A 22,982-nucleotide genomic window follows, 5' to 3' on the forward strand; every position below is an offset into this window, starting at 1 on the left:
TACTCAAAACCTAGGGTACGATCCACTCGCTGACGACGCGATAACCGACGCGCTTGTCGGGTGCCAATTCGGCAATGAACGCGCCCTTCGAGGCAAATCTCTGACCCGGCCCCAAGGCAAGCTCGGGATGGGTCCCGGGGTTTAACTCGTTCTCGGCTTCATGTTCAATGATCTCTATCATGTAATCACGATAAAAATCATTGATTACGTGCATCAATCCGAACTCGGCCATCGTCAGTGCATAATAGGTTTGCAACTGGATGCGCGGATGGGTGACATCCAGCCGCCGCGAATGCATCCAGCCCCGAATCCGGAACTTGCGCGGGTGGTAGGAGTCGGGCGCGTCATAAGGCCAGACCAGCCGGGTGCGCGCGATCATGTCGGGCGAGAACGCCTTGACCGCGCTTGTCTGCGTGGCCGAGGGCAGGAAAATCCGCGCCGCAGCGGGCGGGGCGTCGGCCAGAACGGCAACCAGTTCTTCGGCATCCTGTGGCCAGATCACAAGGGTCTCGGCATCGCCATGCGCGGCCAGTGCCGCACGCAGCCCGGCCTCGTCCTCATAGGTGACCGTGTCGATCGCGGTATCCTCGAGCACCATCGCCATCGTCTCTTCAAAGGCGCGGGCGGGGCGGGTGCCTTGCGGGCCGGTGCCATGAAGCTGCACGACGCGCGCGGGCGGCACATCCTGATCGCCGAGATGCAGGCCAAGCGCCTCGGCCTCGAGCACCAGACCGCGATTGAAATAGACCGAATAGCCATACCGTCCTTCACCCGGCGTGGGAAGTTCCGCATTCGGGAAGATGCAGGGCAGACGAGTGTCGTCGCAGAAACTGCCGATCTCGTCCCATGGCCCTTCGACCAGCCCGCTGATCGTGGCGAACACCGGCTGTTCGGCGTATTTCACCTCAAGCTGCGCGCGCCATGTCTCGGGCGGGCCTTCCAGACGCCAGACATGCAACTGCCAGTAGCGATAGGCCGAGATGAAGTTCGAACGGTAATTCGGCGAGAAGGTCGGATTGTTGGTGTCGCCCTCGGTGTCCTTGTTCAGCCATTCGAAGAACAACTCCATCGTCCGCAGCATGGCGTCCGCCTCGGCGGGGTCGGCATCAGGGCCGATGATCGTGGCGAAATGGATATCGCGCGCGGTCACGCCGGGGTCGATCTCGTCCGAGAGGGTCTTGAGATAGGCCGAGAGGTTCGCCACATCCGCCGCGTTCAGATCATAGCGCGGCATGATCGGGTCAAGCTCGTGGCCGCCTGCATCGACCCCGTCGCGCAGTGCCCGTGCCAGAAGCGCGTCGTCATAGGCGGGCCGCATCCGTGGCTGCCGGACGCGGGCCCAGAAACCGGGCGGCTGCACTTCCTGATAGAGATCCTTGAACATGCGGTTGCGGTTCGGCGTCTTGGTCTCGAACAGCACCGAGCCGATGATCGGCGGCACGTAGTTGCCGCCCTCCGAGGTGCCGAAACCGCTCGGGCGGTGGCAGTTGACGCAGGAAAACTGCGCGCCCGTCACCTTCACATCGCCCTGGGTGACACCGGTGATCGGCTGGCCATCTGCCCCGATCCCCTCCCAGTAGAGCGCGCGCCCGAGATCTGCGTCACCCGCCTGCCCTGCCCCGGCCAGAACCGGGGCTGCGACCAGACCAAACGACAGCGCCGCAGCCCGCAGCGCCTCCTTCATCGACAGTCGGTGCATCAGTTCACCTCGGGGCGCAGCAGGGCCGCATATTCCTCGGCCAGTTCCTCGGACCCGAGCAGACCTTCGAGCCGGAGCCACGGGGTATCCTTGCCCTGCCGCAGGAAGGTGAGGGGGCGGTGATACATCTTGTTCTCGCCCTTGTAGACCGCATCAAAGGCCCGCACGACGGTGAAGATATCGTCGAACTGCCCGGTCAGCATGACCCAGTTGTCGCGCGCGGCGTGCAACTCCGCATACTCGCGCAGGCGGCGCGGCGTGTCGTATTCCGGGTCGATCGAGATCGACACCATCATGTAGCTGTCGTCGATCGCCACCAGATCCTCTTGGGTCTGGCCAAAGGTCGCGCTCATCACCGGGCAGATCGTGGCGCAGCTGGTGAAGATGAAATTCAGCACCACCGGCCCGTCATAGTCCATCAACTCGGCGAAATTCACCTTCTGCGCCTGCTGATTGCGCAGGGTGACGGCGGGCATCACGTAATCGTTCGCGCTGCGCTTGTACTGAAACCCGTCGGGGCGCATCGCCGCCTCGAAGGTGTTCGCGTCGTCCATGCCCAGATGTTCGGGCATGCGATGGTCCGTCGCGGCGTGATCCTCGCCCTGCGGCATGTCATGACCGGCGTGTTCGCCGTGGTCTGCATGCGCGTCATGGCCGGAATGATCATCCTGTTTGGCGTGACCGGCCCCGTGATCATGGCCCGTGCTGTCCTGCGCGGCGTGATCATGCGCGGCATGATCATGGCCTGAATGATCGGCAACCGCAGGCGCAGCAAGGGCAAAAAAGGAAACCGCCGCCAAGCCGAAGCGGGCGGGACGGGAAACGGGTTTGAAGAGCGTCATGTCGAGTCTCCGAATGAGCGAGTAATGTCTCGAATGAAGAATGGCCCCGGCGGCATATGCGCCGCCGGAACCGGGTTTTCAGGTCTTTAGTGGACCGACCACACCGCCACGTCGTGGTGCAGCGCATCGAACTGATACATCCGCAGACGGCGCGAGGGCTCGTAGGTGAAGGTCACTTCGACATTATGTTCGCCGACGCCATCGGTGTTGACGTAGTCGGACATCTCCTGCTGCATGCCACCCCAGGCGAACCGGTGACCAAGACCCGCATAGCGGCCCGGGTTCCAGCCAAGCTGGCTGACGGGTGTCGGCGAGGCCTCTTCCGGACGGGTCGCAGGCGGCACCGGGATCGGGCCCTGACCGGCGACGTGGATCCAGAAGTAGTTGCGCCCGAAGGTGAAGAGCGGACCAGCGCCCCCGACCGGCAGCGTGTTGTGGAAGGTGTTTTCCCACCCGCGCAGACCGCCGAAGTCCACAAGGACATAGGCATGCGGGTAGTAATCGCCATTCAGAAGCTGAACGTTGACCACATCACCGCGGTTGTCCCAAACCGTGTCTTTCATCCGCACCTCGGCATCACCGTCATGACCCTTGAGCTGGCCATACATGGTGTTGTTGAGAAACAGCACGGTCATGTCCGCATCCTCGGCCATCTCGTAGCCGGTCGGAAGCAGCTTGCGGTTCTGCCAGTCGTAGAAGGCCTGGCGGACCAGCTCCATCTGCGCCTGAATGGTCGAGCCGTTGAGACCAAAGAAGTGACGACGGTAGCCACGCCCGGTATTGAGGTCAGCCATCTCGCGGAACATCCGCCACATGCGCTTGGCCGGAGCCGTGTCGCCGATCATGCCAATCGCGTTGAGCTTGGCCTCCTCGCTGGCACGCGGGTTTTCACCGAACACCGCGATTTCGGCGGCATTACGTGGCATGCCATTGGCAAGCGGCACAAGCACGTTTTCCGTGACCTGAACGCGCGGCGGGTGGTTACGCCAGCCCCAGTGATAGCTGAGGTTCCAGAAGCGTGCCGGCGGCATCTTCATGTTGAGCGTGTATTCCAGCCCCTCTTCCATCGGAAAGAAGGTCTGGTCCATGCCGATATTGGGCAGGCGCGGCAACACGGTACCACCCTGGGTCAGATCGGGCCCGCCCTCCTCAGTGAAATTCAACTCCCTGGGATCGTCGAAGAACATCGTGTAGGGTGCAAAATCCTCGTGACCGCGGTTGAGGATCTTGATGATATACTTGATCGTCCATTCCTCATCGTTGACGACGGTCGGGTCGACATAGGCGGTGTCGCCCTCGATATGCGTGTCATACCAGATCTGTGTCATAGTGACCGACTTGGTCTCGGGATCGACCGACTTGGTCTTGAGCCCGCCGAGATAGTGCAAGAGCGGGAAGCCCTCGTATTCACGATCCCGGAAGCGGCCGCGCAGATCGTTGCCCTCGATGATATCCACCGCGTGCCCTGCCAGGCGGCGCAGATCACCGGGGTTCACCCGGCGCGGATATTCATAGCAGAACTCATAGCCACGGAAGCTCCGGCAGATCTTATATGGCTCCGAAATCGCCTCGATCCGATCCATGATCCAGTCGAGATCATCGGTCGGCGAGGTCTTGTCGATCGTGCGAGTCACCGGTGTGTCATGCAGGTTGTAGGGGTTTTCCGGCGTCGACGGCAAGGTGTGCGGGATATCGTTGCCCCGGCACGTCTTGGCGTTCTCGTAGATCGTCGGCAGCATGTTCGGCGGGTTCGGCGAGAAGGGGTCGCCCTCGGGCAACAGAGCCTCTCCGCCTGCCGTCGTCAGGAAGGTTGTCGAGCCATCCGGACTCGTGGTGCGGGTCTCGAAAGGCACCCAAGGTTGCTGTTCGCCGGCACCATGGCCGCCTTTCAGGCAGAACTGGTTGAGGTTGACGGGCTGTGCAAGGGCAGGCCCCGCCCACAGGCCGATGACAGGCCCTGCCACCACCGCGGCCAATCTTAAGGATTTACGAAACATTTCAGTGTCTCCGTTTCAAATACTGTGCTGGTCTCCCGGTTGCCCGGGGCCATAGGTCCGGTCAGACCTCGCGATTATGGTTGCGCGGGTCGGTCTGGTCGAAGACACGCGGTCCGGCACGGCGGAGCGTTTGCCCCGGTTCGTGCGCGGGTCGCGGCATGACCCAGGTCACCCGTTCGGCGGCGTCGTCAGGACGGATGTCAAAGGGGAACGTCCCCCACAGACCCGCCTTGCCGTTGCCGTAAAAGACCACATCGACCTTGCGCTTGCCGGGCAGTGTCGCATGGCTCATGCGATACATACGGAAGGCCAGATCGGCACAGTGTTGCGGTGTCCCGGTCAGGAAATGCCAGCCTTCGGGCGCGTTCAATTCGCGCGCATAGGCCGCCATCCGGCTGGGCGTGTCATGCTCGGGGTCGCGGGTGATCGAATACACGAACACGTCCCGCCCGACCTTGTCGCCCAGTTCCTGCACGACCTTCGCCATATGGCGGGTGATCGGCAGGTGCTGCTCGTCCCTAAGGCTCATGAAGTGCATCATCACGACCTTGTTCTCGACAAAGCCCTCGTAGAAGGCCATCCCGAGACCGTCCTGATTGACCATCATCACGTTCGGGAATGAATCCCGGGCGCTCTGGTCGATGACACCGCCACTGTCGATCGGATTGCACAGAATTGGCGTGTCGTTGGGGTTGACCCCTGCCGCTGCGTCTCGCAACCGGGCACGGGCCTCAGAGGCTGCTGCTGCCGCACGTTCCTGCGAGTTGCCGGGCGTGGTGTAGAACCCCGCCGTTGCCCCCGCAGCCGCCGCGACAGGCAGGCTCGCCATGAATTGACGTCTGTTAGTCATGTCTTTTCCTCTCGTCTTTCAGAGAATTCCTGTACGGCGTGCTCAGTCACCCTGACCCGGCTCGACGATGTCCCAGCGGATCATCATGGCATGGTCTTCGTGGACGACGTTGTGGCAGTGCATCACGTGCTTACCCAAGAAATCGCGCCAGCGGCTGAAGAAAGTCACCTCGTCACCCGGTCCAAGCGAGACCACGTCCTTGCGGGAGGTTTCGACCGCGCTCGGCGGACGTCCGTTAACCTCAAGGATCTGGAACTCTTCGAAGTGGGTGTGCACGGGGTGTGCCCAGGCGTTGCCCTCGTTGCGGAAGGTCCAGATCTCGGCAGAACCCTGCTCGATCTTGGCATCCACGCGGTTGGGATCCATCAGGCGCCCGTTCACCGTCCACAGCCCGTTGTCATAGTCGAAGACGAACAGACGCTTGCGGCGCACTTCGGACATGCGGATCTGGGGCAACTTGCGCATACGCGCAGGGATACGCGACGGATCACGCACCTTGGCACCCTTGGCACGGAACTCGAGGACAGGCATCATGTTTTCCACGTCCAGCGTGTAGCCGGTCGGACCTGCACCATCGTCTCGGATCTCAAGGTCGTTCAGAACTTGGATCTTGTCGCCATCCTTGTACTTCGAGAAGTCAACGATCACGTCGAAACGATTGGCCACCCAGAGGTTGAAAGAAGGCTCGACCAGAGGGGACTCCAGCAGGTTGCCGTCATTCGACAGGATGATCCAGTCATCGAAATACGGCGCACCGCCATTCGCAGGCACAACGTACAAGCGCGGACGATAGAGCCGCGACGGACCACCGTTGAGGAAGCGGAAGCGATACTTGCGCCGATCCACATCGAGATAGGGGGTGATGATCCGGTTGACCGTGATGTGATCGCCGGTCATGCCCTGCGTGGTGTATTGCAGGCGGTTCGAGTCGAACGCGTCCGGCGTCCCTTGCGAGTTGCCGACCTCGACCGGCGCGGGGCGCAGTTCAGGGTTGGGCTGATCGCCGTCGGGCAGGAAGAAATCCCACCGTGCCTGACCATCCGCGGTGAACTGCACGTCATGCAGGATCAGCGGGATGTCATATTTGCCAGAGGGCAGACGGAACGCACGCGGGTTGCGATCCTCTTCGTTGTTGGAATCCCGCTCATCGAACAGCAGGTAGAAGCCCGAGAAGCCCGCATAGACGTTGGTCGCCGTGAAATCGAGCCGGTGATCGTGATACCAAAGGGTATTCATGATCTCGGTGTTGAACGGGCTCCAGCCATTCGGCGATCCGGCCGGGAAGTTGGCGTAGTGATGATCCCAGAATTCACCGGGGTTGAAGAAGTCCTGCGGGATACCGTCCGATTCAGACGCGGTATGCGCGTTGTGCAGGTGGACCGTCGGCGACGGCAGCGCGAACTGCACATTGCCCGCTCCGACCGGCGGCAGCAGGTTGTTGCGGCGCAGGAAGACCGGCTCGCCGTAATAGGCGTGATAGGTCTCGCCCGGGGTGATACCGTTGAAACCCCAGTGCCAGGACCCCACATCCGGGTCACCGTCGCGGCCAACGACGTTTTCAGTGCCGTCGCCATAGGGGGGCTGCCAATGATACTTCCACCGGAACTCCGTCATCACTTCTTCGTAATGCTTCTGCGGCGGGAAATCGTCGAACCGCTGATGGCGCGCGGGCTCGATCGGCGGATCGTAGGTGTTGGGGTCGATCGGCTGCGCAACCGGAATGATGTTGAGCGGGGCCGTAAACGGCTCCACGGGGGGGCTTGGTTCCGTGACGATACTGGGTTGGAACGTATCCGGGAAAACCAGCCCGTCCTGGGTCAGTCCCTCTGCGGCGCTGTCCGGCCACTGTTCGATCTCGACCGCGCCTGCCTGTGATGCAACGGCCGTTGCACCAGCGGCACCGAAGCCGAGCTTCAATGCGTCTCTTCGTTTCATGCTTTGTCCTCCAGCAGATAAAGCTTATGAACTATGTATTTGATGGCGCCACACATACCGCCACCGCCCTCGCGCCACGCATGCCACGAGTGAGAAGGATCAAGGATCCCGAGGACAAACCGACCCGAAAGGCCGATCTATGAGAGGTTCGAGCAACATGCCCGAGAGTTTGGAGAACAGGCCGGAAGAATGAGTAATGTGTGGCCCGCGCGGATCAGTGACCCGCAGATTTTTTTATAATTGGTAAGAGCAATAGCCCCCTGTTTTCGTGCTTTCGCACGTGGCGTCTGATTTTTCTTCGTCCCAGTCGCGTTACCATTTAACGAGTACCCCAGAAAAATACCTGCAACTGGTGGCCATATGACAGCATATAACTCCTTCTATAACAACGATAACATTATCGTGATCGGCCCGTAATAGTCTTTGGCCCCATTCTTTACCTTCAGCCGACTGACGTAAGGCCTTGAAAAATCGTCTGCTTACCCGATTGGATAGGTATCGAGAACAATCCAATTTTTTTCGATACAAGGGGTTAGGGCATAATTGTTGCACGTCAAGAGCCGCGACAGCGCGCCGCATTCTATCCACGCCCGGTAATCCGGACCGTAATCGTCCGCCTTTGCCCCGCCCGGAGAATCTCGACCGCGAATTCATCCGCCTCGGCAAGAATCGCGCGCGCGTTCTCCAAGGTCTCGGGATCGGACACAGAATACCCGTTGACCCGAAGCACGACATCACCGCGTTGCAGCCCGATCAGGTCATAAAGCTGCCCCTCGCGCACCCACAGGATTTCCGGCACCAGATCACCGCGCCCGCCATTGGGCGCGACCATCCGGATACTGCCCGCCCGCCCGAGAACCCGGCGCATATCGCGCCCGGCAAAGGTGCTTGCGGGCAGTTCGGTCTCGGATTCCACCGCGCCGTTTTCGACGAGGCGGTTGAACATCTCTTCGCGGGTCTCTTCAAAGGCGATCAGCACGGGCGCGCCGTCGCGTTCGAGACGCACGCCCTCGCCCTCGATTTCCAGCACCGTCTCGCCGCCGATCAGCCGGTCCCCCTTGCGCACGATCTGGTCACCATCCGAGGCCGACAGGATCGCCCAGCCCGCCGCGCCATCCGCCACCAGCCCGATCAGGCGATAGCTCTCGATCTTCTTGGACGGGGTTTGCGCCTTTGGCGGGTCCGGCACGTAGGGATCAAAGACCGCAGGCCAGTCCTCGGGCATCGGATCGCTTGCTGCATTCTCGACCGCTGCGAGGGCGGCACCGATCTGCACCGGCGCCGACGGAGCCACGCGCTGACCGACAAGGGTCAGCGCCAGTTGACCGCCGCCATAGCCCAGCCCCATAGCCGCGATCAGCAGCAAGAGACCCTGACCGCGCATCAGTTCAGCCCCGCATCTCGGGGCGCGGGCCAGACCGGCCCGACAGTCGCACGGGAAAACGCATCGGGCATGTGTTCAGCTGTCTCATCTGACGGGTCATTCAAATCAACCTGGATCAACGCCCGGAGCATAGACCAGAGCGGCAGGGCACGGCAACTCTCTAGAACGCATCCGGCAACGGGGTCACGCTCAGCGGCAGCCGCCATGTCGCGGGATCGGTGCGGTCCCCCTCTGGCCGCGCGAGCAGCACCTGCGCGTGGAAATGCCCGGTCGTCTCGACGCCCTCGGTGTCATGCCCTGCCGCCTGCGCATTTTCGATGGCGCGCGCCTGCTCTTCGGCGCTCTCGAAGCGGCGATGCACGAAGGGCGGCAGCGGCAGAACCTCCTGCACCATGCCATGCGCGTGCAGAACCTCGGCCGCCGCCGCGCGCTCATTGCCGCGAATGGGCGAGGTCATCAGCCACGGCTTGCGCGGCCCGCAGGCTGCCAGCATCCGGTCGAGCGCACGCGGCATGAGCTGCGCGACCGAACCGCATTCGACGATCAGGTCCGCTTGCGACAACTCAAGCGCGAGTGCGTCTGACGGATCATCGGTCTCCAGATCCTCGGCGAATGCAGCATCAAACAGCCCCACCTGCGCGCCATAGGCCACCGCATTGGGCATCACGTCGAGCCCGGCAAAACGAATCGTCCCGTCGCGTCTGCGCCGCTCTGCCAGCCACGCGCGATCCCGGTCCATCACCTCCTGCGGCGTGGCAGCCTCAAACTCCGGCGCGCGGTAGCGGCGCAGCACGTCCTGCAATGTCACGTCATGGCCCATCAGCAGGCTGACGATCCCGTAACTGCTTGCGAAATCGAACACCCTCGGCGCGTCCAGAGCACGCAGGCGCATCAATTCATCCAGCCCAGCGCGGAACGCCGCCACCGCGTGATTCTGATTGCGATAACCCAGCGCATCCATCATCCGGAAATAGGCCCGGCAATCGGGCTGATCGTAGGTCTCGTCAAAGATCGTGACGAAATCGGTGGTCGGTGTCTCTTTGGGCGGGGTCATCGGCGTGGCATCTCTCTGGTTCCGGCGCGGGCGGCACCGGGGTCAACCTTGCCCTGACCCACGCGTTTTACAAGAGCAATCACGCGCGCCCTCACAGCGGCGCACGCAACCGTGAGAGGAGAGCGCGCCCCGGTAACAATATTACGCGCCGCTTTCCGCAACGTGAACCCGCGTGTGGCCCCGTGGCTTGCGGAATACCCTGATTAGGCGCACGCTGAAGCCAGCCAGTCTTTTTGCGTCAGGATACCCGTGATGAGCCAGAGTTCCGCCCAGACCATGCCCGACAATTCCCGCGTCCTGATGGGGGCGGGTCTCGCCTGGCTGGCGGTCTTCATCTTTGCCGCAGGCAATTCCATCGTGTCGCTGCTGGCCGAGATCGGCATGCAGAACCAGATGATGGGGCGCAATGTCATCACCTATTGCAACCTGCTCTTCGTCGGCTCGCTGATGTCGCTGGTGCCGATGAGCTTCATGTTCTGGCGTGAATGGACGATGGAGAACCTGCGCAAGCTGACGCGCAAGCACTGGATGATTCTGACGCTCTCGGCCTTTTTGTCCTCGGCGCTGACGCCGGGGTTGTTCTTTTATGCGCTGGAGAAGACCACCGTGACCAATGTGGTCCTGATGGGCCGGATCGAACCGCCGCTCTTTTTGCTCGCGACCTGGCTGTTCCTGCGTGAGGAATTCGAGCCCTGGGCCTTCGTCGCCGGTCTGGTGGCGCTGTGCGGTGCGGTCCTGATGCTGTGGCTCAATGGCGGCGGCGCGTTCGAGTTGGGCAGCGGCGAGATCGGCGCACTGCTGGCAACCCTTTCCTACATCGCCTCGACGCTGGTGGCGCGCACCGGGCTGCGCGGCATTCCGCTGGGGATCTACGCGATCTACCGCACCGTGGTGGGTACCATCTTTTACTTTTTCCTCGCGATCTACCTGTTCGGCCCGGATCACTTCCAGGACGTGTTTCACCCGCTGGTCTGGGAATATGTCTGGATCTACGCGCTGATCGTGGTGATCGGCGGACAGTTCGCCTGGGCGCTCGGGCTGAAATACGCGCGCTCGGGCGATGTGTCGCTGGCCACCTCCTTCTCGCCGCTGGCCGCGATCCTGATCGCCATGGTGCTTTTGGGCGAGGACCCCGGCCCCGGCCTGCTGCCCGGCGGCGCGATCATCCTGCTGGCAATAGGGCTGGGCCAATACGGACGTCTGCGCTCACGCCGCGCCCGCGAGGATTGCCCGAGCGTGGCCCCCGCACGCGCACGTGCGATGGAGCATGAGGGCGAGGTGAATTTCAAAGGCGCGTGAGTCAGGGCACAATGTCATCCTCGGGCGTAACCCGAGGATGACGGCTACTACGCTACATCACTCACCACGCGGAACACCTCGCGCGGGGTAACCTCATCCCGCAGGTTCAGCCGTTCCAAGGCCGCGCGCTTGATCTGCGCCCCCTCCGCGACGTCGACGGAAACATCGCCAAGGCGCTCCCCCTCGCCCGGCATCCACCAGAGCGCCACCGGCAAAGCCGTGGCATGGCGCGCCGCGAATGACCGGGCCGCCGTCAGGGCCGCCCCCTCCTCGGCAATCACCGTCAGCCGCGCCGTGTGCACCGCCGGGGCCACCCCGGACAGTTCGTCCAGCGTCACGATCCGCGCCGTGGGAAAAGGCGCGACCGCCTCCGACAGAACATCCACGCTCGCCCCCTCGCCCAAGGCAAAGGTCACCCGCGCGCCCGACATGAGCTTGCGCGCCGCGTGGCCAAGGGCCGTGCGGATGACCGTCTCGGGCCGCTCGGCCAGCACCACCACCTCGCCCAGCAGATCGAGCGGCTGGCGCGACAGGAAGAACCCCATGATCTGCTCGGCCATGCCGTTGTAATGGCTCACATCGCGCGCATCATGGACGATCCGCCCGATATCGACCTCGGCCACCTCGGTGCCCGCCGCATGCACCCGCAGCATCACGTCGATGTCCACCGCGTAGTCGCCGACCAATTCGCCATGCGCGATGCGCGACTTGTCAAAGAGGTAAATGCCGGTGTTGGGCGCGCGCAGATGCCCCAGCCCGGGAAACATGCCCGCCAGCGCCGGGCGTACCAGCAGCCGGGTCATCGGCATGTTGTCCTTGGGGTCGTTCCACGCCCCCTTGATCAGCCCCACGCCGGGCGCGCGCGCCTCGACCATGCGGGAAAACAGCGCCGTGTCGAACTTGTCGAGATCGGCATCGACCTTCATCACCCAATCGTGCCGCGCGGCCCCGATGCCGGTGCGCACCGCGTGGCCCATGCCGGGGCGCTTCTCGGTCACCACCTGCGCACCCGCACCCAAAGCCTCGGCGGCGGTGGCATCGGTGGAGGCATTGTCGATCACCACGACCTCGGCGATCCCGGCCATGTCGCGCAGCACCCTGACCACGCGCGCAATGGTCTGCGCCTCGTTGCGGGCGGGCACGATGACGGAAATCGGGTCTGACATGGGCACTCCTGAGCGCGGTGTCCCACGACTTTAGGCGCAGTGTCAGGGCTGCACAACGGGGCGCCGGATCAAAAGGCCAGCGTCGCCTCGACCGCGCGTCTCCAGGCGTCGGTTTTCGCCTTGCGCTCCGCCGCCGCCATCTGCGGCAGGAATTGCCGCTCCAGCGCCCAAGTCTCGGCGAACTCGGCCTGACCGGGATAAAGCCCGATCTGCATCCCCGCCAGCCATGCCGCGCCAAGCGCCGTTGTCTCCAGAACCTCGGGCCGGTCCACCGGCGCGTCGATGATATCCGACAGGAATTGCATCGCCCAATCGCTGGCGCTCATGCCGCCGTCTACACGGAGCACCGCATCCGCCCCATGCCCGGCCCAGTCGTCGCGCATCGCCTGCAAGAGATCACGGGTCTGGAAGCCCACGCTTTCAAGCGCCGCCCGCGCGAATTCCTCGGGCCGCGAATTGCGCGTCAGGCCAAAGATCGCGCCCCGGCACTCGGGCCGCCAATAGGGCGCGCCGAGGCCGGTGAAAGCAGGCACAAGCACCACGTTCTGATTGGGATCGGCCTTTTCCGCCAAGGGCTGCGTCTCGCTTGCCTGGCGGATCATCTTGAGCCCGTCGCGCAGCCATTGCACCACCGCGCCCGCGACGAAGATCGAGCCTTCCAGCGCATAGGTCGGCTGACCGTCCAACTGATAGGCGATTGTCGTCAGCAGCCGGTTCTTGGACACCACGGGCGTGGTCCCGGTATTCAACAGCGCGAAACACCCTGTGCCATAGGTCGATTTCAGCATGCCCGGTTGGAAACACGCCTGCCCGACAGTCGCCGCCTGCTGATCGCCCGCGACGCCGCGAATGGGGATTTCGCGACCGAAGAGATCGGCGCGCGCATGGCCGTAATCACCGGCGCTGTCGCGCACCTCCGGCAGCATCTGCATGGGGATGCCGAGCAGATCGCAGATTGTCTCGCTCCAGCGTCCCTTGCGGATATCGTAAAGCAGCGTGCGCGCGGCATTGGTGGCGTCTGTGGCATGGACGCGGCCGCCGGTCAGCTTCCAGATCAGGAACGAATCCACCGTGCCAAAGAGCAGATCTCCCGCCGCCGCCTTCTCGCGCGCGCCCTCGACGTTTTCCAGTATCCAGCGCAGTTTCGTGCCCGAGAAATACGGATCGAGCAACAACCCCGTGCGCTCGGTCACCATCGGCTCGTGCCCCGACTCGCGCAGCTGCGCGCAATACTCGGCGGTGCGCCGGTCCTGCCAGACGATGGCGCGGTGAATGGCCTGCCCGGTATAGCGGTCCCAGACCACCGTGGTCTCGCGCTGATTGGTGATTCCGATGGCCGCCACATCGGCGATATTCAGCCCCGCTTTCTCGATCACCGCGCGGCAGGTGCCCGCCGTCGTTGACCACAGATCCGTCGCCTCATGCTCCACCCAGCCAGATTGCGGGAAATGCTGCTCGAACTCTTCCTGTGCCACGGCCCTGATCCGCATCTGCGCGTCAAACAGGATCGCGCGGCTTGACGTGGTGCCCTGGTCGATGGCGAGGATATGGGTCATGGGTCGGTTCCCGTATTAGTGCCTGTCATCCTCGGGCGTGACCCGAGGATCTCCGATGCAAGAGATCATCCGGTCAAGCCGGATGATGACGGACAAGGTATCCCCAAGGTCACGCCGGATGATGACGTGTCAATCGGCCACCGGGGCGCGCCGAACGCGCCCCGGTGCATGTCTTTACTGCCAGGACTTGATCAGCTCATCATAGGCGATGGTCACAGGCTCTTCGTCCTCGTTCTCCAGCGCCGCCTTGGGGGCACCGGGCTGGCTCAGCCAATATTCGGGGTCACGCTCTTCGTTGAGCTTGGGCCCGATATCGCCCTGAATGCCCGCACGTTCCAGACGCTGGAGCACCCGCTCCTGATCCTGGCACAACCCGTCGAGCGCCTCTTTCGGGGTCTTGGCCCCCGACATGGCGTCGCCGATATTCTGCCACCAGAGCTGCGCCAGCTTGGGGTAATCCGGCACGTTGGTGCCCGTGGGCGACCACTGCACGCGGGCGGGCGAGCGGTAGAATTCCACCAGACCGCCCAGCTTGTCGGCGCGCTCGGTAAAGCTCTCGTGCTGGATCGTCGACTCGCGGATGAAGGTCAGGCCGGTATGGGCCTTCTTCACATCCACCGTCTTGGAGGTGACGAACTGCGCATAGAGCCATGCCGCCTTGGCGCGGTCCACAGGCGTGGATTTCATCAGGGTCCAGCTGCCTGCATCCTGATAGCCCACCTTCATGCCCTCTTGCCAATAGACACCATGCGGCGAGGGGGCCATGCGCCATTTCGGCGTGCCGTCCTCGTTCATCACCGGCAGGTCGGGCTTGACCGAGGCTGCGGTAAAGGCCGTGTACCAGAACATCTGCTGCGCGACATTGCCCTGCGCGGGGATCGGGCCCGCCTCGGAGAAGGTCATGCCAGCCGCCGCCGGGGGCGAATACTTCTCAAGCCACTCGATCGCCTTGGTCACGGCATAGACCGCCGCCGGGCTGTTCGTCGCCCCGCCCCGCGCCACGCAGGAGCCGGTGGGCTGGCTCTGCTCGTTGACACGGATGCCCCATTCATCGACCGGCAGGCCGTTGGGCTCGCCCACGTCTCCCATCCCGGCCATCGACATCCACGCATCGGTGTAGCGCCAGCCAAGCGAGGGGTCCTTCTTGCCGTAATCCATGTTGCCAAAGACTTCGGTCTCGACACCCATATGGCTCAGGTCGCGCCCGGTGAAGAACTCGGCGATATCCTCATAGGCCGACCAGTTGACCGGCACGCCGAGGTCATAGCCATAGGCCTCCTTGAAATCGGCCTGGTTCTTCTCGTCGTTGAACCAGTCATAACGGAACCAGTAGAGGTTCGCGAATTGCTGGGTCGGCAACTGGTAGACCTTGCCATCCGGGCCGGTGGTGAACGACAGCCCGATGAAGTCGTCGATATCAAGCGTCGGGCTGGTCACATCCGCGCCCTCGCCCGCCATCCAGTCGGTCAGGTTGCGCACCTGCTGATAGCGCCAATGGGTGCCGATGAGGTCACTGTCGTTGACATAGCCGTCATAGATGTTCTCACCCGACTGCATCTGCGTCTGCAGCTTCTCGACCACGTCCCCTTCGCCAATCAGGTCATGGGTGATCTGAATGCCGGTGATCGCGGTAAAGGCCGGAGCCAGCACCTTGGATTCGTAGCTATGGGTGTCGATGGTCTCCGACACCACCTTGATCTCCATGCCCTGAAACGGCTCGGCCGCGTCGATGAACCATTGCATCTCGGCTTCCTGCTCGGCGCGGCTGAGCGACGAGAGATCACCGATCTCCTCGTCAAGGAAGGCCTTGGCGGCCTCCATATCCGCGAAGGCGGGCCCGGCCATCAGGCCCAGCGTCACCAGCGCGGTGGTTGTCTTCATTCGCAAGTTCATTGATTTTCCTCCCTATCAGAACTCTTGAAGTGGTTGATGCCTGTCTAGACCCAGCGGAACACCGCCGCAGCATAGATCAGGCAGACGATCAGCGCATAGGGTTGATTCGCGCCGACAAGTCCGAGCCAGGCCAGATTTATAAAGGCCGAGCCCAGAAGCGTGATGAAGAGACGATCGCCGCGCGTCGTCTCGATCCGGAGTATCCCCACCCGCGGGGTCTCGGGGAATTTGAGGGCGAGGATTGTGAAGGTGATCAGCAGCCCCGCGATCACCATGAAGAAGACCGCCGTGGGCCATGTCCATGCCATCCATGCCATTTCAACGCCTCCGATACATATTGTGGTTATCACCGCGCAGCCATGGTGGCTCGATATGTTGCAGCCACTGTCGGTAACGTTGGTCTAGGAAAGCAGCCTTAACCGCTTTTCCAAGGTTGTTTCTGTCGCCAGCAACAATCTGAACGTTCCACTCTTCGGGAAACACATCGGATATCTCGAACTCATGACCTATTTCATATTCAGTCGTCTTTCGAATGAACTCTTGACCCCATTGATCCCAAAGTCTCTGTTCAAAGGCCTCCATCACACCCTCCCCAAGGCAAAGCCCTTGGCAATGTAATTCCGCACGAAATAGATCACGAGTGCCCCCGGCACGATGGTCAGCACCCCCGCCGCCGCGAGCACGCCCCAGTCGAGGCCCGAGGCCGATACCGTCCGCGTCATCGTCGCGGCAATCGGCTTGGCGTCCACACTGGTCAGCGTGCGCGAGAGCAGCAGTTCCACCCATGAGAACATGAAGCAGAAGAACGCGGCCACGCCCACGCCGCTTGCAATCAGCGGCATGAAGATCTTCACGAAGAAGCGCGGAAAGGAATAGCCGTCGATATAGGCGGTCTCGTCGATTTCCTTGGGCACGCCGCGCATGAAGCCCTCGAGGATCCACACCGCCAGCGGCACGTTGAAGAGCGTATGCGCCAGCGCCACCGCGATATGCGTGTCGAAGAGGCCGACCGACGAATAAAGCTGAAAGAACGGTAGCGCAAAAACGGCGGGCGGGGCCATGCGATTGGTCAGCAGCCAGAAGAACAGGTGCTTGTCGCCGAGGAAATTATACCGGCTGAACGCATAGGCCGCCGGCAGCGCCACCGCGACCGACAAGAGCGTGTTCATCGTCACGTAGATGATCGAATTGACATAGCCCATGTACCAGCTCGAATCCGTCAGGATCGTCACGTAGTTCTGGAAGGTCAGATTCTGCGGCCAGAGCGAGAAGGTGCCGAGGATCTCGTCATTGGTCTTGAGGCTCATGTTGATGAGCCAGTAGATCGGCAGCATCAGGAACAAGAGATACAGCAGCATCACCCAGTTGATCCGGGGCAGGCGGCGGGCGCGCGGTTTGGTTGCAGTGCTCATCGGCTCAAGCCCTCCCTCGCCCTGTCATCCTCTGGCTTGACCAGAGGATCTCTTGCCCCGCAGATCCTCGGGTCGAGCCCGAGGATAACCATCCCCCTGAATACGCAAACCATCACTTGCCCTCCCGTTTGTCGAGATTGACCATGACGGTGTAGAACACCCATGAAATCAACAGGATCACGAGGAAATACATGATCGAGAAGGCCGCCGCCGGGCCGAGGTCGAACTGTCCCAGCGCCATCTTCACCAGATCAATCGACAGGAAGGTGGTGGCGTTGCCTGGCCCGCCCCCGGTGACCACGAACGGCTCGGTATAGATCATGAAACTGTCCATGAAGCGCAGGAGAATGGCGATCATCAGCACGCCCATCATCTTGGGCAGTTCGATGTAGCGGAACACTGCCCAACGGCTCGCCTGATCGATCTTGGCGGCCTGATAATAGGCGTCGGGGATGGATTGCAACCCGGCATAGGCCAGAAGCGCGACCAGCGAGGTCCAGTGCCAGACATCCATCACAATGAGCGTCACCCAGGCATCCAGCGCATCCTGCGTATAGTTGTAGTCGATCCCGATCGCATCCAGCGTATAGCCCAGAAGCCCGATATCGACACGGCCGAAGATCTGCCAGATCGTGCCCACCACGTTCCACGGGATAAGCAGCGGCAGCGACATCAGCACAAGACACAACGACGCCCAGACGCCCCGCTTGGGCATGTGCAGCGCGACAAAGACACCCAGCGGAACCTCGATGGCGAGGATGGTCGCGGAAAAGATCGCCTGCCGCCGCAGGGCGTTCCACATCCGGTCATCCTCGAGCAGTTCACGGAACCACATCAGCTTGTCATCGAGCGGGTAGAACTCCCCGGCAAAGGCATCCTGAATGGAATAATTGACCACCGTCATCAGCGGGATGACGGCAGAGAACGCCACCAGAATGAGGACCGGCAGCACAAGGAACCACGCCTTCTGATTGACCGTCTTGTCCATCACGCGGCCTCCTCTGTTCTGGACTTGGGGGCCACGCGCCAGTCGTCGGAATAGACATTCACCGCCCCGGGCTCGAACACCACGCGGCTCAGGTCGGCGGGCACCTCCGCGCCTTCGGGGGCGATGGCATTGACCGCCTGCCCTTCAAAATCACACCGGATGATCTTGTGGCGGCCGACATCCTCGACCCGCTTCAGGCGCACGGCAAGCCCATCCGCTCCCTCGCTTATGCCCACAAATTCCGGCCGCACCCCGATCTGCACACGGCCCTCGGGCCGCCCGTAATCGGCGCCGAGCGGAATTTCCGTGCCGCCAACGATGGCCGTCGCCCCCTCGACCCGCGCGTCGAGCAGGTTCATCCCCGGTGACCCGATGAAATAGCCCACAAAGGTATGCTCGGGCCGCTCGAACAATTCCTCGGGCGTGCCCACCTGCACCACGCGCCCGTCATGCATCACCACCACCTTGTCGGCGAAGGTCAGCGCCTCGGTCTGGTCGTGGGTGACATAGATCATCGTGTGCCCGAACTCGTGATGCAGCGCCTTGAGCTGCGTCCTGAGTTCCCATTTCATATGCGGGTCGATCACCGTCAGCGGCTCATCGAACAACAGCGCGTTCACGTCCTCGCGCACCATGCCCCGGCCAAGGCTGATCTTCTGCTTGGCATCCGCCGTCAGCCCGCGCGCCTTGCGGCCCAGTTCCGCCTCCATCCCGATCATCTTGGCGATGGTCTGCACCCGCTCGGCCACATAGGCCGGTTTCGCCCCGCGATTGCGCAGAGGAAAGGCCAGGTTGTCGCGCACCGTCATGGTGTCGTAGACCACCGGAAACTGGAACACCTGCGCGATATTGCGCTCTGCCGTGACCTGACCGGTCACGTCCTGATCGTTGAACAGGATGCGCCCCCGCGACGGATGCAATAGTCCCGAGATGATATTCAGCAGTGTGGACTTGCCACAGCCCGACGCGCCCAAGAGCGCATAGGCCTCGCCATCGCCCCAGACGTGATTGAGTTCCTTGAGCGCATAATCGTCCTCGCCGCCGGGATTGGGCAGGTAGCTATGCGCCAGATTGTCGAGCGTGATCTTTGCCATTCTCTCCCCCTCAGGCGGCCTGCGCATAGGGCGCCGGGGCCACCAGCGCGCCATCCGTCTCGAACACGTAAACATGCGCGGGATCGAGGTAGACCCGCAGATCGCGGCCCGGCTCCAGGTTGCGCACCCCGTGGACCAGCCCGACCCAGCGCTCGCCATGATGATCGAGATGCACAAAGGTCTCGGACCAGGTGATCTCGGTCACGCTTAGCGTGGTATCAAAGGCCATGACCTCGCCATGCGCCTCAAGCTCCAGATGATTGGGCCGAAACCCGGCGATATAGTCGCCATCCGCGAGGGTCGCCATGCCGCCGATCGCGGGTGCACTCTGCCCGTCGCCGAAACTGATCCGCGCGCCGGATTTGGTCACCGGCAGGAAATTCATCGGCGGATCACTGAAGACACGCGCGGTGGTGGCGTCCTGTGGCTGACGATAGACCAGCGGCGTGGGGCCAAACTGCGTGACGCGCCCCTCCCACAGCGTGGCGGTGTTACCGCCCAGAAGCAGCGCCTCTTCCGGCTCGGTCGTGGCATAGACAAAGATGCTGCCCGCCTCCTCGAAGATCTTGGGGATCTCGGCGCGCAACTCCTCGCGCAGCTTGTAGTCGAGATTGGCCAGCGGCTCATCCAGCAGCACCAGACCGGCATCCTTGACCAGCGCCCGCGCCAGCGCACACCGCTGCTGCTGCCCGCCCGACAGTTCCAGCGGCTTGCGGTCCAGCATCGGCGACAATTGCATCAGATCGGCGGTCTTGCGCACCGCCGCGTCGATCTCGGCCCTGGATTTGCCCATCAGCTTCATCGGCGAGGCGATGTTGTCATAGACGGTCATCGACGGGTAATTGATGAATTGCTGATAGACCATCGCCACCTTGCGATCCTGCACGCGCATGCCGGTCACGTCCTGCCCCTGCCACAGGATCCGGCCCGTGGTCGGCGCATCGAGCCCCGCCATCAGCCGCATGATCGAGGTCTTGCCAGAGAGCGTCGGCCCGAGCAGCACGTTCATCGTGCCCGCCTCAAGCGTCAGATCGGTCGGATGGATATGCATCCGCCCGTTCACCCGTTTCGACACCCCCTCCAATGTCAGCGTCATTCCCTAGTGTCCCCGCTCATCCCTCGGCGGCCCGCGGGGCCGCATCGCTTGCGCCCCGCTCCTGCCGCATCCATTCGTCCAGCGCCGCGATCTGCGTCTTGCTCATCTTCAGCCCCAGCCGCGTGCGCCGCCAGACCACATCCGCCGCCTCGCGCGCATATTCCCGGCGCATCTGCCAGCGCACCTCGGCCCCGGTCAGCGTCGCGCCGAAATCGGGGCCCAGGTCGCTTGCCGATTGCGCAGCCCCCAAAATCTCCCGCGCCTCCGTGCCATAGGCGCGCACCAGACGCCGCGCCCAGTCCGGGCCAAGGAACGGATAGGCCGCCTGCAAATCCTTCACCAGCCGGTCGAACCCGTCAACGGCGAAATCCCCGCCGGGCAGGGCCACACCCGCCGTCCAGTCCTGTCCTGCCTTGGAGAAAAACGGCGTGATCTTGGCCAGCGCCGCCTCGGCCAGCTTGCGATAGGTGGTGATCTTGCCGCCGAACACATTAAGCAGCGGCGCGCCCTGCCCTTCGCTCAGCGACAGCACATAATCGCGCGTCGCCGCCGTGGCCGATTTCGCCCCATCATCATAAAGCGGCCGCACGCCCGAATAGCTCCAGACGATGTCGTCCCGCGTCACCGGGCGCTCGAAATACTGGCTCGCGAAATTGCATAGATACTCGGCCTCGTCCGGCGTGCATTCGGGGGTTACATCCGCATCCGTATGCTCGGCATCGGTGGTCCCGATCAGGGTAAACTCGCCCTCGTAGGGAATCGCAAAGATGATCCGCCCGTCGCCGCCCTGAAAGAAATAGCACTTGTCGTGATCATAGAGCTTGCGGGTCACGATATGGCTGCCCCGCACCAGCCGCACCCCCTCCGAGGAGTTGAGCCGCAGCGTGTTGGAGATCACGTCCTTGACCCAGGGACCGCCCGCATTGACCAGCGCGCGCGCCTGCACCACGTCCGTCGCACCGGTCTCCTGATCCTCCAGCGTCACCGCCCACAGATCGCCCTTGCGCTCGGCGGTCCGCACCTTGGTGCGCACCCGGATGCGCGCACCGCGCGCCTCGGCATCGCGAGCGTTAAGCACGACAAGACGGCTGTCCTCGATCCAGCAATCGGAATACTCAAAGGCCTGCGCGAACTTGTCTTTCAGCGGCTTGCCCTCGGGGGCATCACTCAGGTCCAGCGTGCGGGTCGCGGGCAGGATCTTGCGCCCGCCCAGATGGTCATAAAGAAACAGCCCCAGCCGGATCAGCCAAGCGGGCCGCCGCCCCTTCATCCAGGGCATCACGAGGCTCAGAATGCGCGAGGTCGGCGTTTCCGCCTCGAACCGCATGTCGCGGTGATAGGGCAGCACGAACCGCATCGGCCAGCTGATATGCGGCATCGCGCGCAGCAGCGTCTCACGCTCGATCAGCGCCTCGCGCACCAGCCGGATCTCGAAATATTCCAGATAGCGCAACCCGCCGTGAAACAGCTTGGTCGAGGCAGAGGAGGTCGCCGAGGCGAGATCGTTCATCTCGGCCAGTTCGACCGAAAGACCGCGCCCCGCCGCATCCCGCGCGATGCCGCAGCCGTTGATGCCGCCGCCGATGACGAACAGATCGACGATGTTGTCCTCGCGGCTCTCCACGCGCCCCTCCTCCAAAGGTGTGAGCGGAAACGAAGCACTTTCCACCGCGTATCGTCAAGAAATAATGTTCGTTTATTTTCTTTTTAATGTGCACCCTCTGATTTTATTGGTGAAATTTCTTACCCGGCAGATTTTCCATTCATAATCACATGCCTGATGTGAGCTGACCCAGGGTAAACCGCGCCTGAAAGCGCCCGATTCGACGATCCGTGCCGCGGCGCAGCGAAGGAGAGGCTTGCGCACGGCAGCAAAACGAACATAATCGAACCGAACCACGATCAAGGCCCGCCATGTCGCAAACCTTCCGCCAGCCCGATATCCTCGAGATTGCCCGCGCCGAGGGCAAGGTCACGGTCGAGGGTCTTGCCGAACGCTTCGACGTCACCGTCCAGACCATACGCCGCGACCTCACCGAACTGGCCAATGCCGGCAAGCTGGAGCGCGTCCACGGCGGCGCGATCCTGCCCTCGGGCGTCTCGAACATCCTTTATGAAGAGCGCCGCCGCCTGAACGAGCCCGCCAAACAGGCCATCGCCCGCGCCTGCGCCTCTGCTATCCCGGATGACGCGTCGCTCTTTCTCGATATCGGCACCACGACCGAGGCGGTGGCCCGCGAATTGATGGATCACCGCAACCTGATGGTGGTGACTAACAACATGAACGTGGCGCAGATACTGCTCGCCAATACTGATTGCGAGATCGTCGTCGCGGGCGGCGCGCTGCGGCGTTCGGACAACGGCCTTGTCGGCAACCTGACCGCGCGCACCATCGAGAATTTCAAGTTCGACTATGCGATTCTGGGCTGTTCCGCGATGGATGAAGATGGCGACATGCTCGATTTCGACATTCAGGAGGTGGTGGTCGGCCAGACCCTTCTCAACCGCTCGCGCGAGGTGTTCCTCGTGGCCGATCACTCCAAGTTCCAGCGCAGCGCGCCGGTGCGCATCGGCTCGCTGCGCGATGTCGACCAGATGTTCACCGACGCCCCCCTGCCCGCCGGATTGTCTGAGAATTGCGGCGCATGGGGCACGCAGGTGCATGTCGCGACACCAAAACCCTGATCCCTGCTTCATCTTGCAAAAAATATTCCGGG

The 22,982-nt window shown here is 62.7% G+C and carries 19 protein-coding genes and 1 pseudogene; 3 read left to right on the forward strand and 17 right to left on the reverse strand.

Going from position 1 to position 22,982, the window contains the following annotated elements; genetic code table 11:
* Positions 1 to 10 precede the first annotated feature (10 nt).
* Both RID11_RS03270 and RID11_RS03275 read right to left on the reverse strand, forming a co-directional pair.
* Positions 11 to 1,699, reverse strand: coding sequence for a hypothetical protein (locus RID11_RS03270; RefSeq protein ID WP_350136000.1), 1,689 nt, complete (start codon positions 1,697 to 1,699; stop codon positions 11 to 13).
* On the reverse strand, positions 1,699 to 2,271 hold the full coding sequence (locus tag RID11_RS03275; RefSeq protein ID WP_350136001.1) for an SCO family protein: 573 nt from the start codon (positions 2,269 to 2,271) through the stop codon (positions 1,699 to 1,701). The genes RID11_RS03270 and RID11_RS03275 overlap by 1 nt, the downstream gene beginning before the upstream one ends.
* 3 nt (positions 2,272 to 2,274) lie before the next feature.
* Between RID11_RS03275 and RID11_RS03280 the strand changes: the two genes are divergently transcribed.
* Entirely contained in the window at positions 2,275 to 2,448 is a 174-nt protein-coding gene (locus tag RID11_RS03280; RefSeq protein WP_350136002.1) for a hypothetical protein, read from the forward strand.
* 179 nt (positions 2,449 to 2,627) lie between these two features.
* On the opposite strand, the gene RID11_RS03285 is transcribed toward RID11_RS03280, so the two are convergent.
* The 5 genes from RID11_RS03285 to RID11_RS03305 all read right to left on the reverse strand — a co-directional run bounded on the left by RID11_RS03285 (position 2,628) and on the right by RID11_RS03305 (position 9,761).
* A complete protein-coding gene (locus tag RID11_RS03285) occupies positions 2,628 to 4,538 on the reverse strand; it encodes a hypothetical protein (RefSeq protein WP_350136003.1) in 1,911 nt (636 codons plus the stop codon).
* A 61-nt stretch (positions 4,539 to 4,599) separates the two neighbouring features.
* Positions 4,600 to 5,388, reverse strand: coding sequence for an SCO family protein (locus tag RID11_RS03290; RefSeq protein ID WP_350136004.1), 789 nt, complete (start codon positions 5,386 to 5,388; stop codon positions 4,600 to 4,602).
* Between the two features lie 42 nt (positions 5,389 to 5,430).
* A complete protein-coding gene (locus RID11_RS03295; RefSeq protein WP_350136005.1) occupies positions 5,431 to 7,323 on the reverse strand; it encodes a multicopper oxidase domain-containing protein in 1,893 nt (630 codons plus the stop codon).
* A gap of 580 nt (positions 7,324 to 7,903) precedes the next feature.
* On the reverse strand, positions 7,904 to 8,707 hold the full coding sequence (locus tag RID11_RS03300; RefSeq protein WP_350136006.1) for a hypothetical protein: 804 nt from the start codon (positions 8,705 to 8,707) through the stop codon (positions 7,904 to 7,906).
* A gap of 160 nt (positions 8,708 to 8,867) precedes the next feature.
* Positions 8,868 to 9,761, reverse strand: a complete 894-nt coding sequence (locus RID11_RS03305; protein ID WP_350136007.1) for a hypothetical protein — start codon at positions 9,759 to 9,761, stop codon at positions 8,868 to 8,870.
* A 252-nt stretch (positions 9,762 to 10,013) separates the two neighbouring features.
* Here RID11_RS03305 and RID11_RS03310 point away from each other — a divergent pair, with 252 nt between their 5' ends.
* The gene (locus tag RID11_RS03310; RefSeq protein ID WP_350136008.1) at positions 10,014 to 11,060 is read left to right on the forward strand and encodes a DMT family transporter; all 1,047 of its coding nucleotides are present in this window, start codon (positions 10,014 to 10,016) and stop codon (positions 11,058 to 11,060) included.
* Between the two features lie 866 nt (positions 11,061 to 11,926).
* On the opposite strand, the pseudogene RID11_RS20840 reads toward RID11_RS03310, so the two are convergent.
* From RID11_RS20840 to glpD, 10 genes and pseudogenes are all read right to left on the reverse strand, one after another.
* A pseudogene (locus RID11_RS20840) lies at positions 11,927 to 12,226 on the reverse strand (glycosyltransferase family 2 protein); the annotation flags it as partial.
* Between the two features lie 68 nt (positions 12,227 to 12,294).
* Positions 12,295 to 13,782 (reverse strand): glycerol kinase GlpK, encoded by a 1,488-nt coding sequence (gene glpK, locus RID11_RS03320; RefSeq protein ID WP_350136010.1) that lies wholly within the window; start codon positions 13,780 to 13,782, stop codon positions 12,295 to 12,297.
* Between the two features lie 174 nt (positions 13,783 to 13,956).
* The gene (locus tag RID11_RS03325) at positions 13,957 to 15,675 is read right to left on the reverse strand and encodes an ABC transporter substrate-binding protein (protein ID WP_350136011.1); all 1,719 of its coding nucleotides are present in this window, start codon (positions 15,673 to 15,675) and stop codon (positions 13,957 to 13,959) included.
* Between the two features lie 44 nt (positions 15,676 to 15,719).
* The gene (locus RID11_RS03330) at positions 15,720 to 15,992 is read right to left on the reverse strand and encodes a DUF2160 domain-containing protein (protein ID WP_350136012.1); all 273 of its coding nucleotides are present in this window, start codon (positions 15,990 to 15,992) and stop codon (positions 15,720 to 15,722) included.
* Between the two features lies 1 nt (position 15,993).
* Positions 15,994 to 16,257: a hypothetical protein gene (locus RID11_RS03335; protein ID WP_350136013.1), complete on the reverse strand. Its 264-nt coding sequence runs from the start codon at positions 16,255 to 16,257 to the stop codon at positions 15,994 to 15,996.
* On the reverse strand, positions 16,257 to 17,087 hold the full coding sequence (locus tag RID11_RS03340; RefSeq protein WP_350136014.1) for a carbohydrate ABC transporter permease: 831 nt from the start codon (positions 17,085 to 17,087) through the stop codon (positions 16,257 to 16,259). The genes RID11_RS03335 and RID11_RS03340 overlap by 1 nt, the downstream gene beginning before the upstream one ends.
* A 112-nt stretch (positions 17,088 to 17,199) precedes the next feature.
* Positions 17,200 to 18,075, reverse strand: a complete 876-nt coding sequence (locus RID11_RS03345) for a carbohydrate ABC transporter permease (RefSeq protein ID WP_350136015.1) — start codon at positions 18,073 to 18,075, stop codon at positions 17,200 to 17,202.
* Entirely contained in the window at positions 18,075 to 19,169 is a 1,095-nt protein-coding gene (locus tag RID11_RS03350) for an ABC transporter ATP-binding protein (protein ID WP_350136016.1), read from the reverse strand. The genes RID11_RS03345 and RID11_RS03350 overlap by 1 nt, the downstream gene beginning before the upstream one ends.
* A 10-nt stretch (positions 19,170 to 19,179) precedes the next feature.
* Positions 19,180 to 20,265 (reverse strand): ABC transporter ATP-binding protein, encoded by a 1,086-nt coding sequence (locus RID11_RS03355; RefSeq protein ID WP_350136017.1) that lies wholly within the window; start codon positions 20,263 to 20,265, stop codon positions 19,180 to 19,182.
* A gap of 16 nt (positions 20,266 to 20,281) precedes the next feature.
* A complete protein-coding gene (gene glpD, locus RID11_RS03360; RefSeq protein WP_350136018.1) occupies positions 20,282 to 21,889 on the reverse strand; it encodes a glycerol-3-phosphate dehydrogenase in 1,608 nt (535 codons plus the stop codon).
* A 290-nt stretch (positions 21,890 to 22,179) separates the two neighbouring features.
* On the opposite strand from glpD, the gene RID11_RS03365 reads away from it, so the two are divergent.
* Positions 22,180 to 22,950 (forward strand): DeoR/GlpR family DNA-binding transcription regulator, encoded by a 771-nt coding sequence (locus RID11_RS03365; protein WP_350136019.1) that lies wholly within the window; start codon positions 22,180 to 22,182, stop codon positions 22,948 to 22,950.
* The last annotated feature ends 32 nt before the right edge of the window (positions 22,951 to 22,982 follow it).

It is taken from the genome of Roseovarius sp., assembly GCF_040219995.1.
Classification (GTDB): Bacteria; Pseudomonadota; Alphaproteobacteria; order Rhodobacterales; family Rhodobacteraceae; genus Roseovarius.

Coding starts and splice junctions, on each gene's coding strand:
- RID11_RS03350 (WP_350136016.1), bottom strand. CDS start 19,169: ATGGCAAAGATCACGCTCGACAATCTGGCGCATAGCTACCTGCCCAAT.
- RID11_RS03295 (WP_350136005.1), bottom strand. CDS start 7,323: ATGAAACGAAGAGACGCATTGAAGCTCGGCTTCGGTGCCGCTGGTGCA.
- RID11_RS03310 (WP_350136008.1), top strand. CDS start 10,014: ATGAGCCAGAGTTCCGCCCAGACCATGCCCGACAATTCCCGCGTCCTG.
- RID11_RS03340 (WP_350136014.1), bottom strand. CDS start 17,087: ATGAGCACTGCAACCAAACCGCGCGCCCGCCGCCTGCCCCGGATCAAC.
- RID11_RS03280 (WP_350136002.1), top strand. CDS start 2,275: ATGGTCCGTCGCGGCGTGATCCTCGCCCTGCGGCATGTCATGACCGGC.
- RID11_RS03285 (WP_350136003.1), bottom strand. CDS start 4,538: ATGTTTCGTAAATCCTTAAGATTGGCCGCGGTGGTGGCAGGGCCTGTC.
- RID11_RS03300 (WP_350136006.1), bottom strand. CDS start 8,707: ATGCGCGGTCAGGGTCTCTTGCTGCTGATCGCGGCTATGGGGCTGGGC.
- RID11_RS03335 (WP_350136013.1), bottom strand. CDS start 16,257: ATGGAGGCCTTTGAACAGAGACTTTGGGATCAATGGGGTCAAGAGTTC.
- RID11_RS03305 (WP_350136007.1), bottom strand. CDS start 9,761: ATGACCCCGCCCAAAGAGACACCGACCACCGATTTCGTCACGATCTTT.
- RID11_RS03345 (WP_350136015.1), bottom strand. CDS start 18,075: ATGGACAAGACGGTCAATCAGAAGGCGTGGTTCCTTGTGCTGCCGGTC.
- RID11_RS03365 (WP_350136019.1), top strand. CDS start 22,180: ATGTCGCAAACCTTCCGCCAGCCCGATATCCTCGAGATTGCCCGCGCC.
- RID11_RS03275 (WP_350136001.1), bottom strand. CDS start 2,271: ATGCCCGAACATCTGGGCATGGACGACGCGAACACCTTCGAGGCGGCG.
- RID11_RS03330 (WP_350136012.1), bottom strand. CDS start 15,992: ATGGCATGGATGGCATGGACATGGCCCACGGCGGTCTTCTTCATGGTG.
- glpK (WP_350136010.1), bottom strand. CDS start 13,782: ATGACCCATATCCTCGCCATCGACCAGGGCACCACGTCAAGCCGCGCG.
- RID11_RS03270 (WP_350136000.1), bottom strand. CDS start 1,699: ATGCACCGACTGTCGATGAAGGAGGCGCTGCGGGCTGCGGCGCTGTCG.
- RID11_RS03290 (WP_350136004.1), bottom strand. CDS start 5,388: ATGACTAACAGACGTCAATTCATGGCGAGCCTGCCTGTCGCGGCGGCT.
- RID11_RS03355 (WP_350136017.1), bottom strand. CDS start 20,265: ATGACGCTGACATTGGAGGGGGTGTCGAAACGGGTGAACGGGCGGATG.
- RID11_RS03325 (WP_350136011.1), bottom strand. CDS start 15,675: ATGAACTTGCGAATGAAGACAACCACCGCGCTGGTGACGCTGGGCCTG.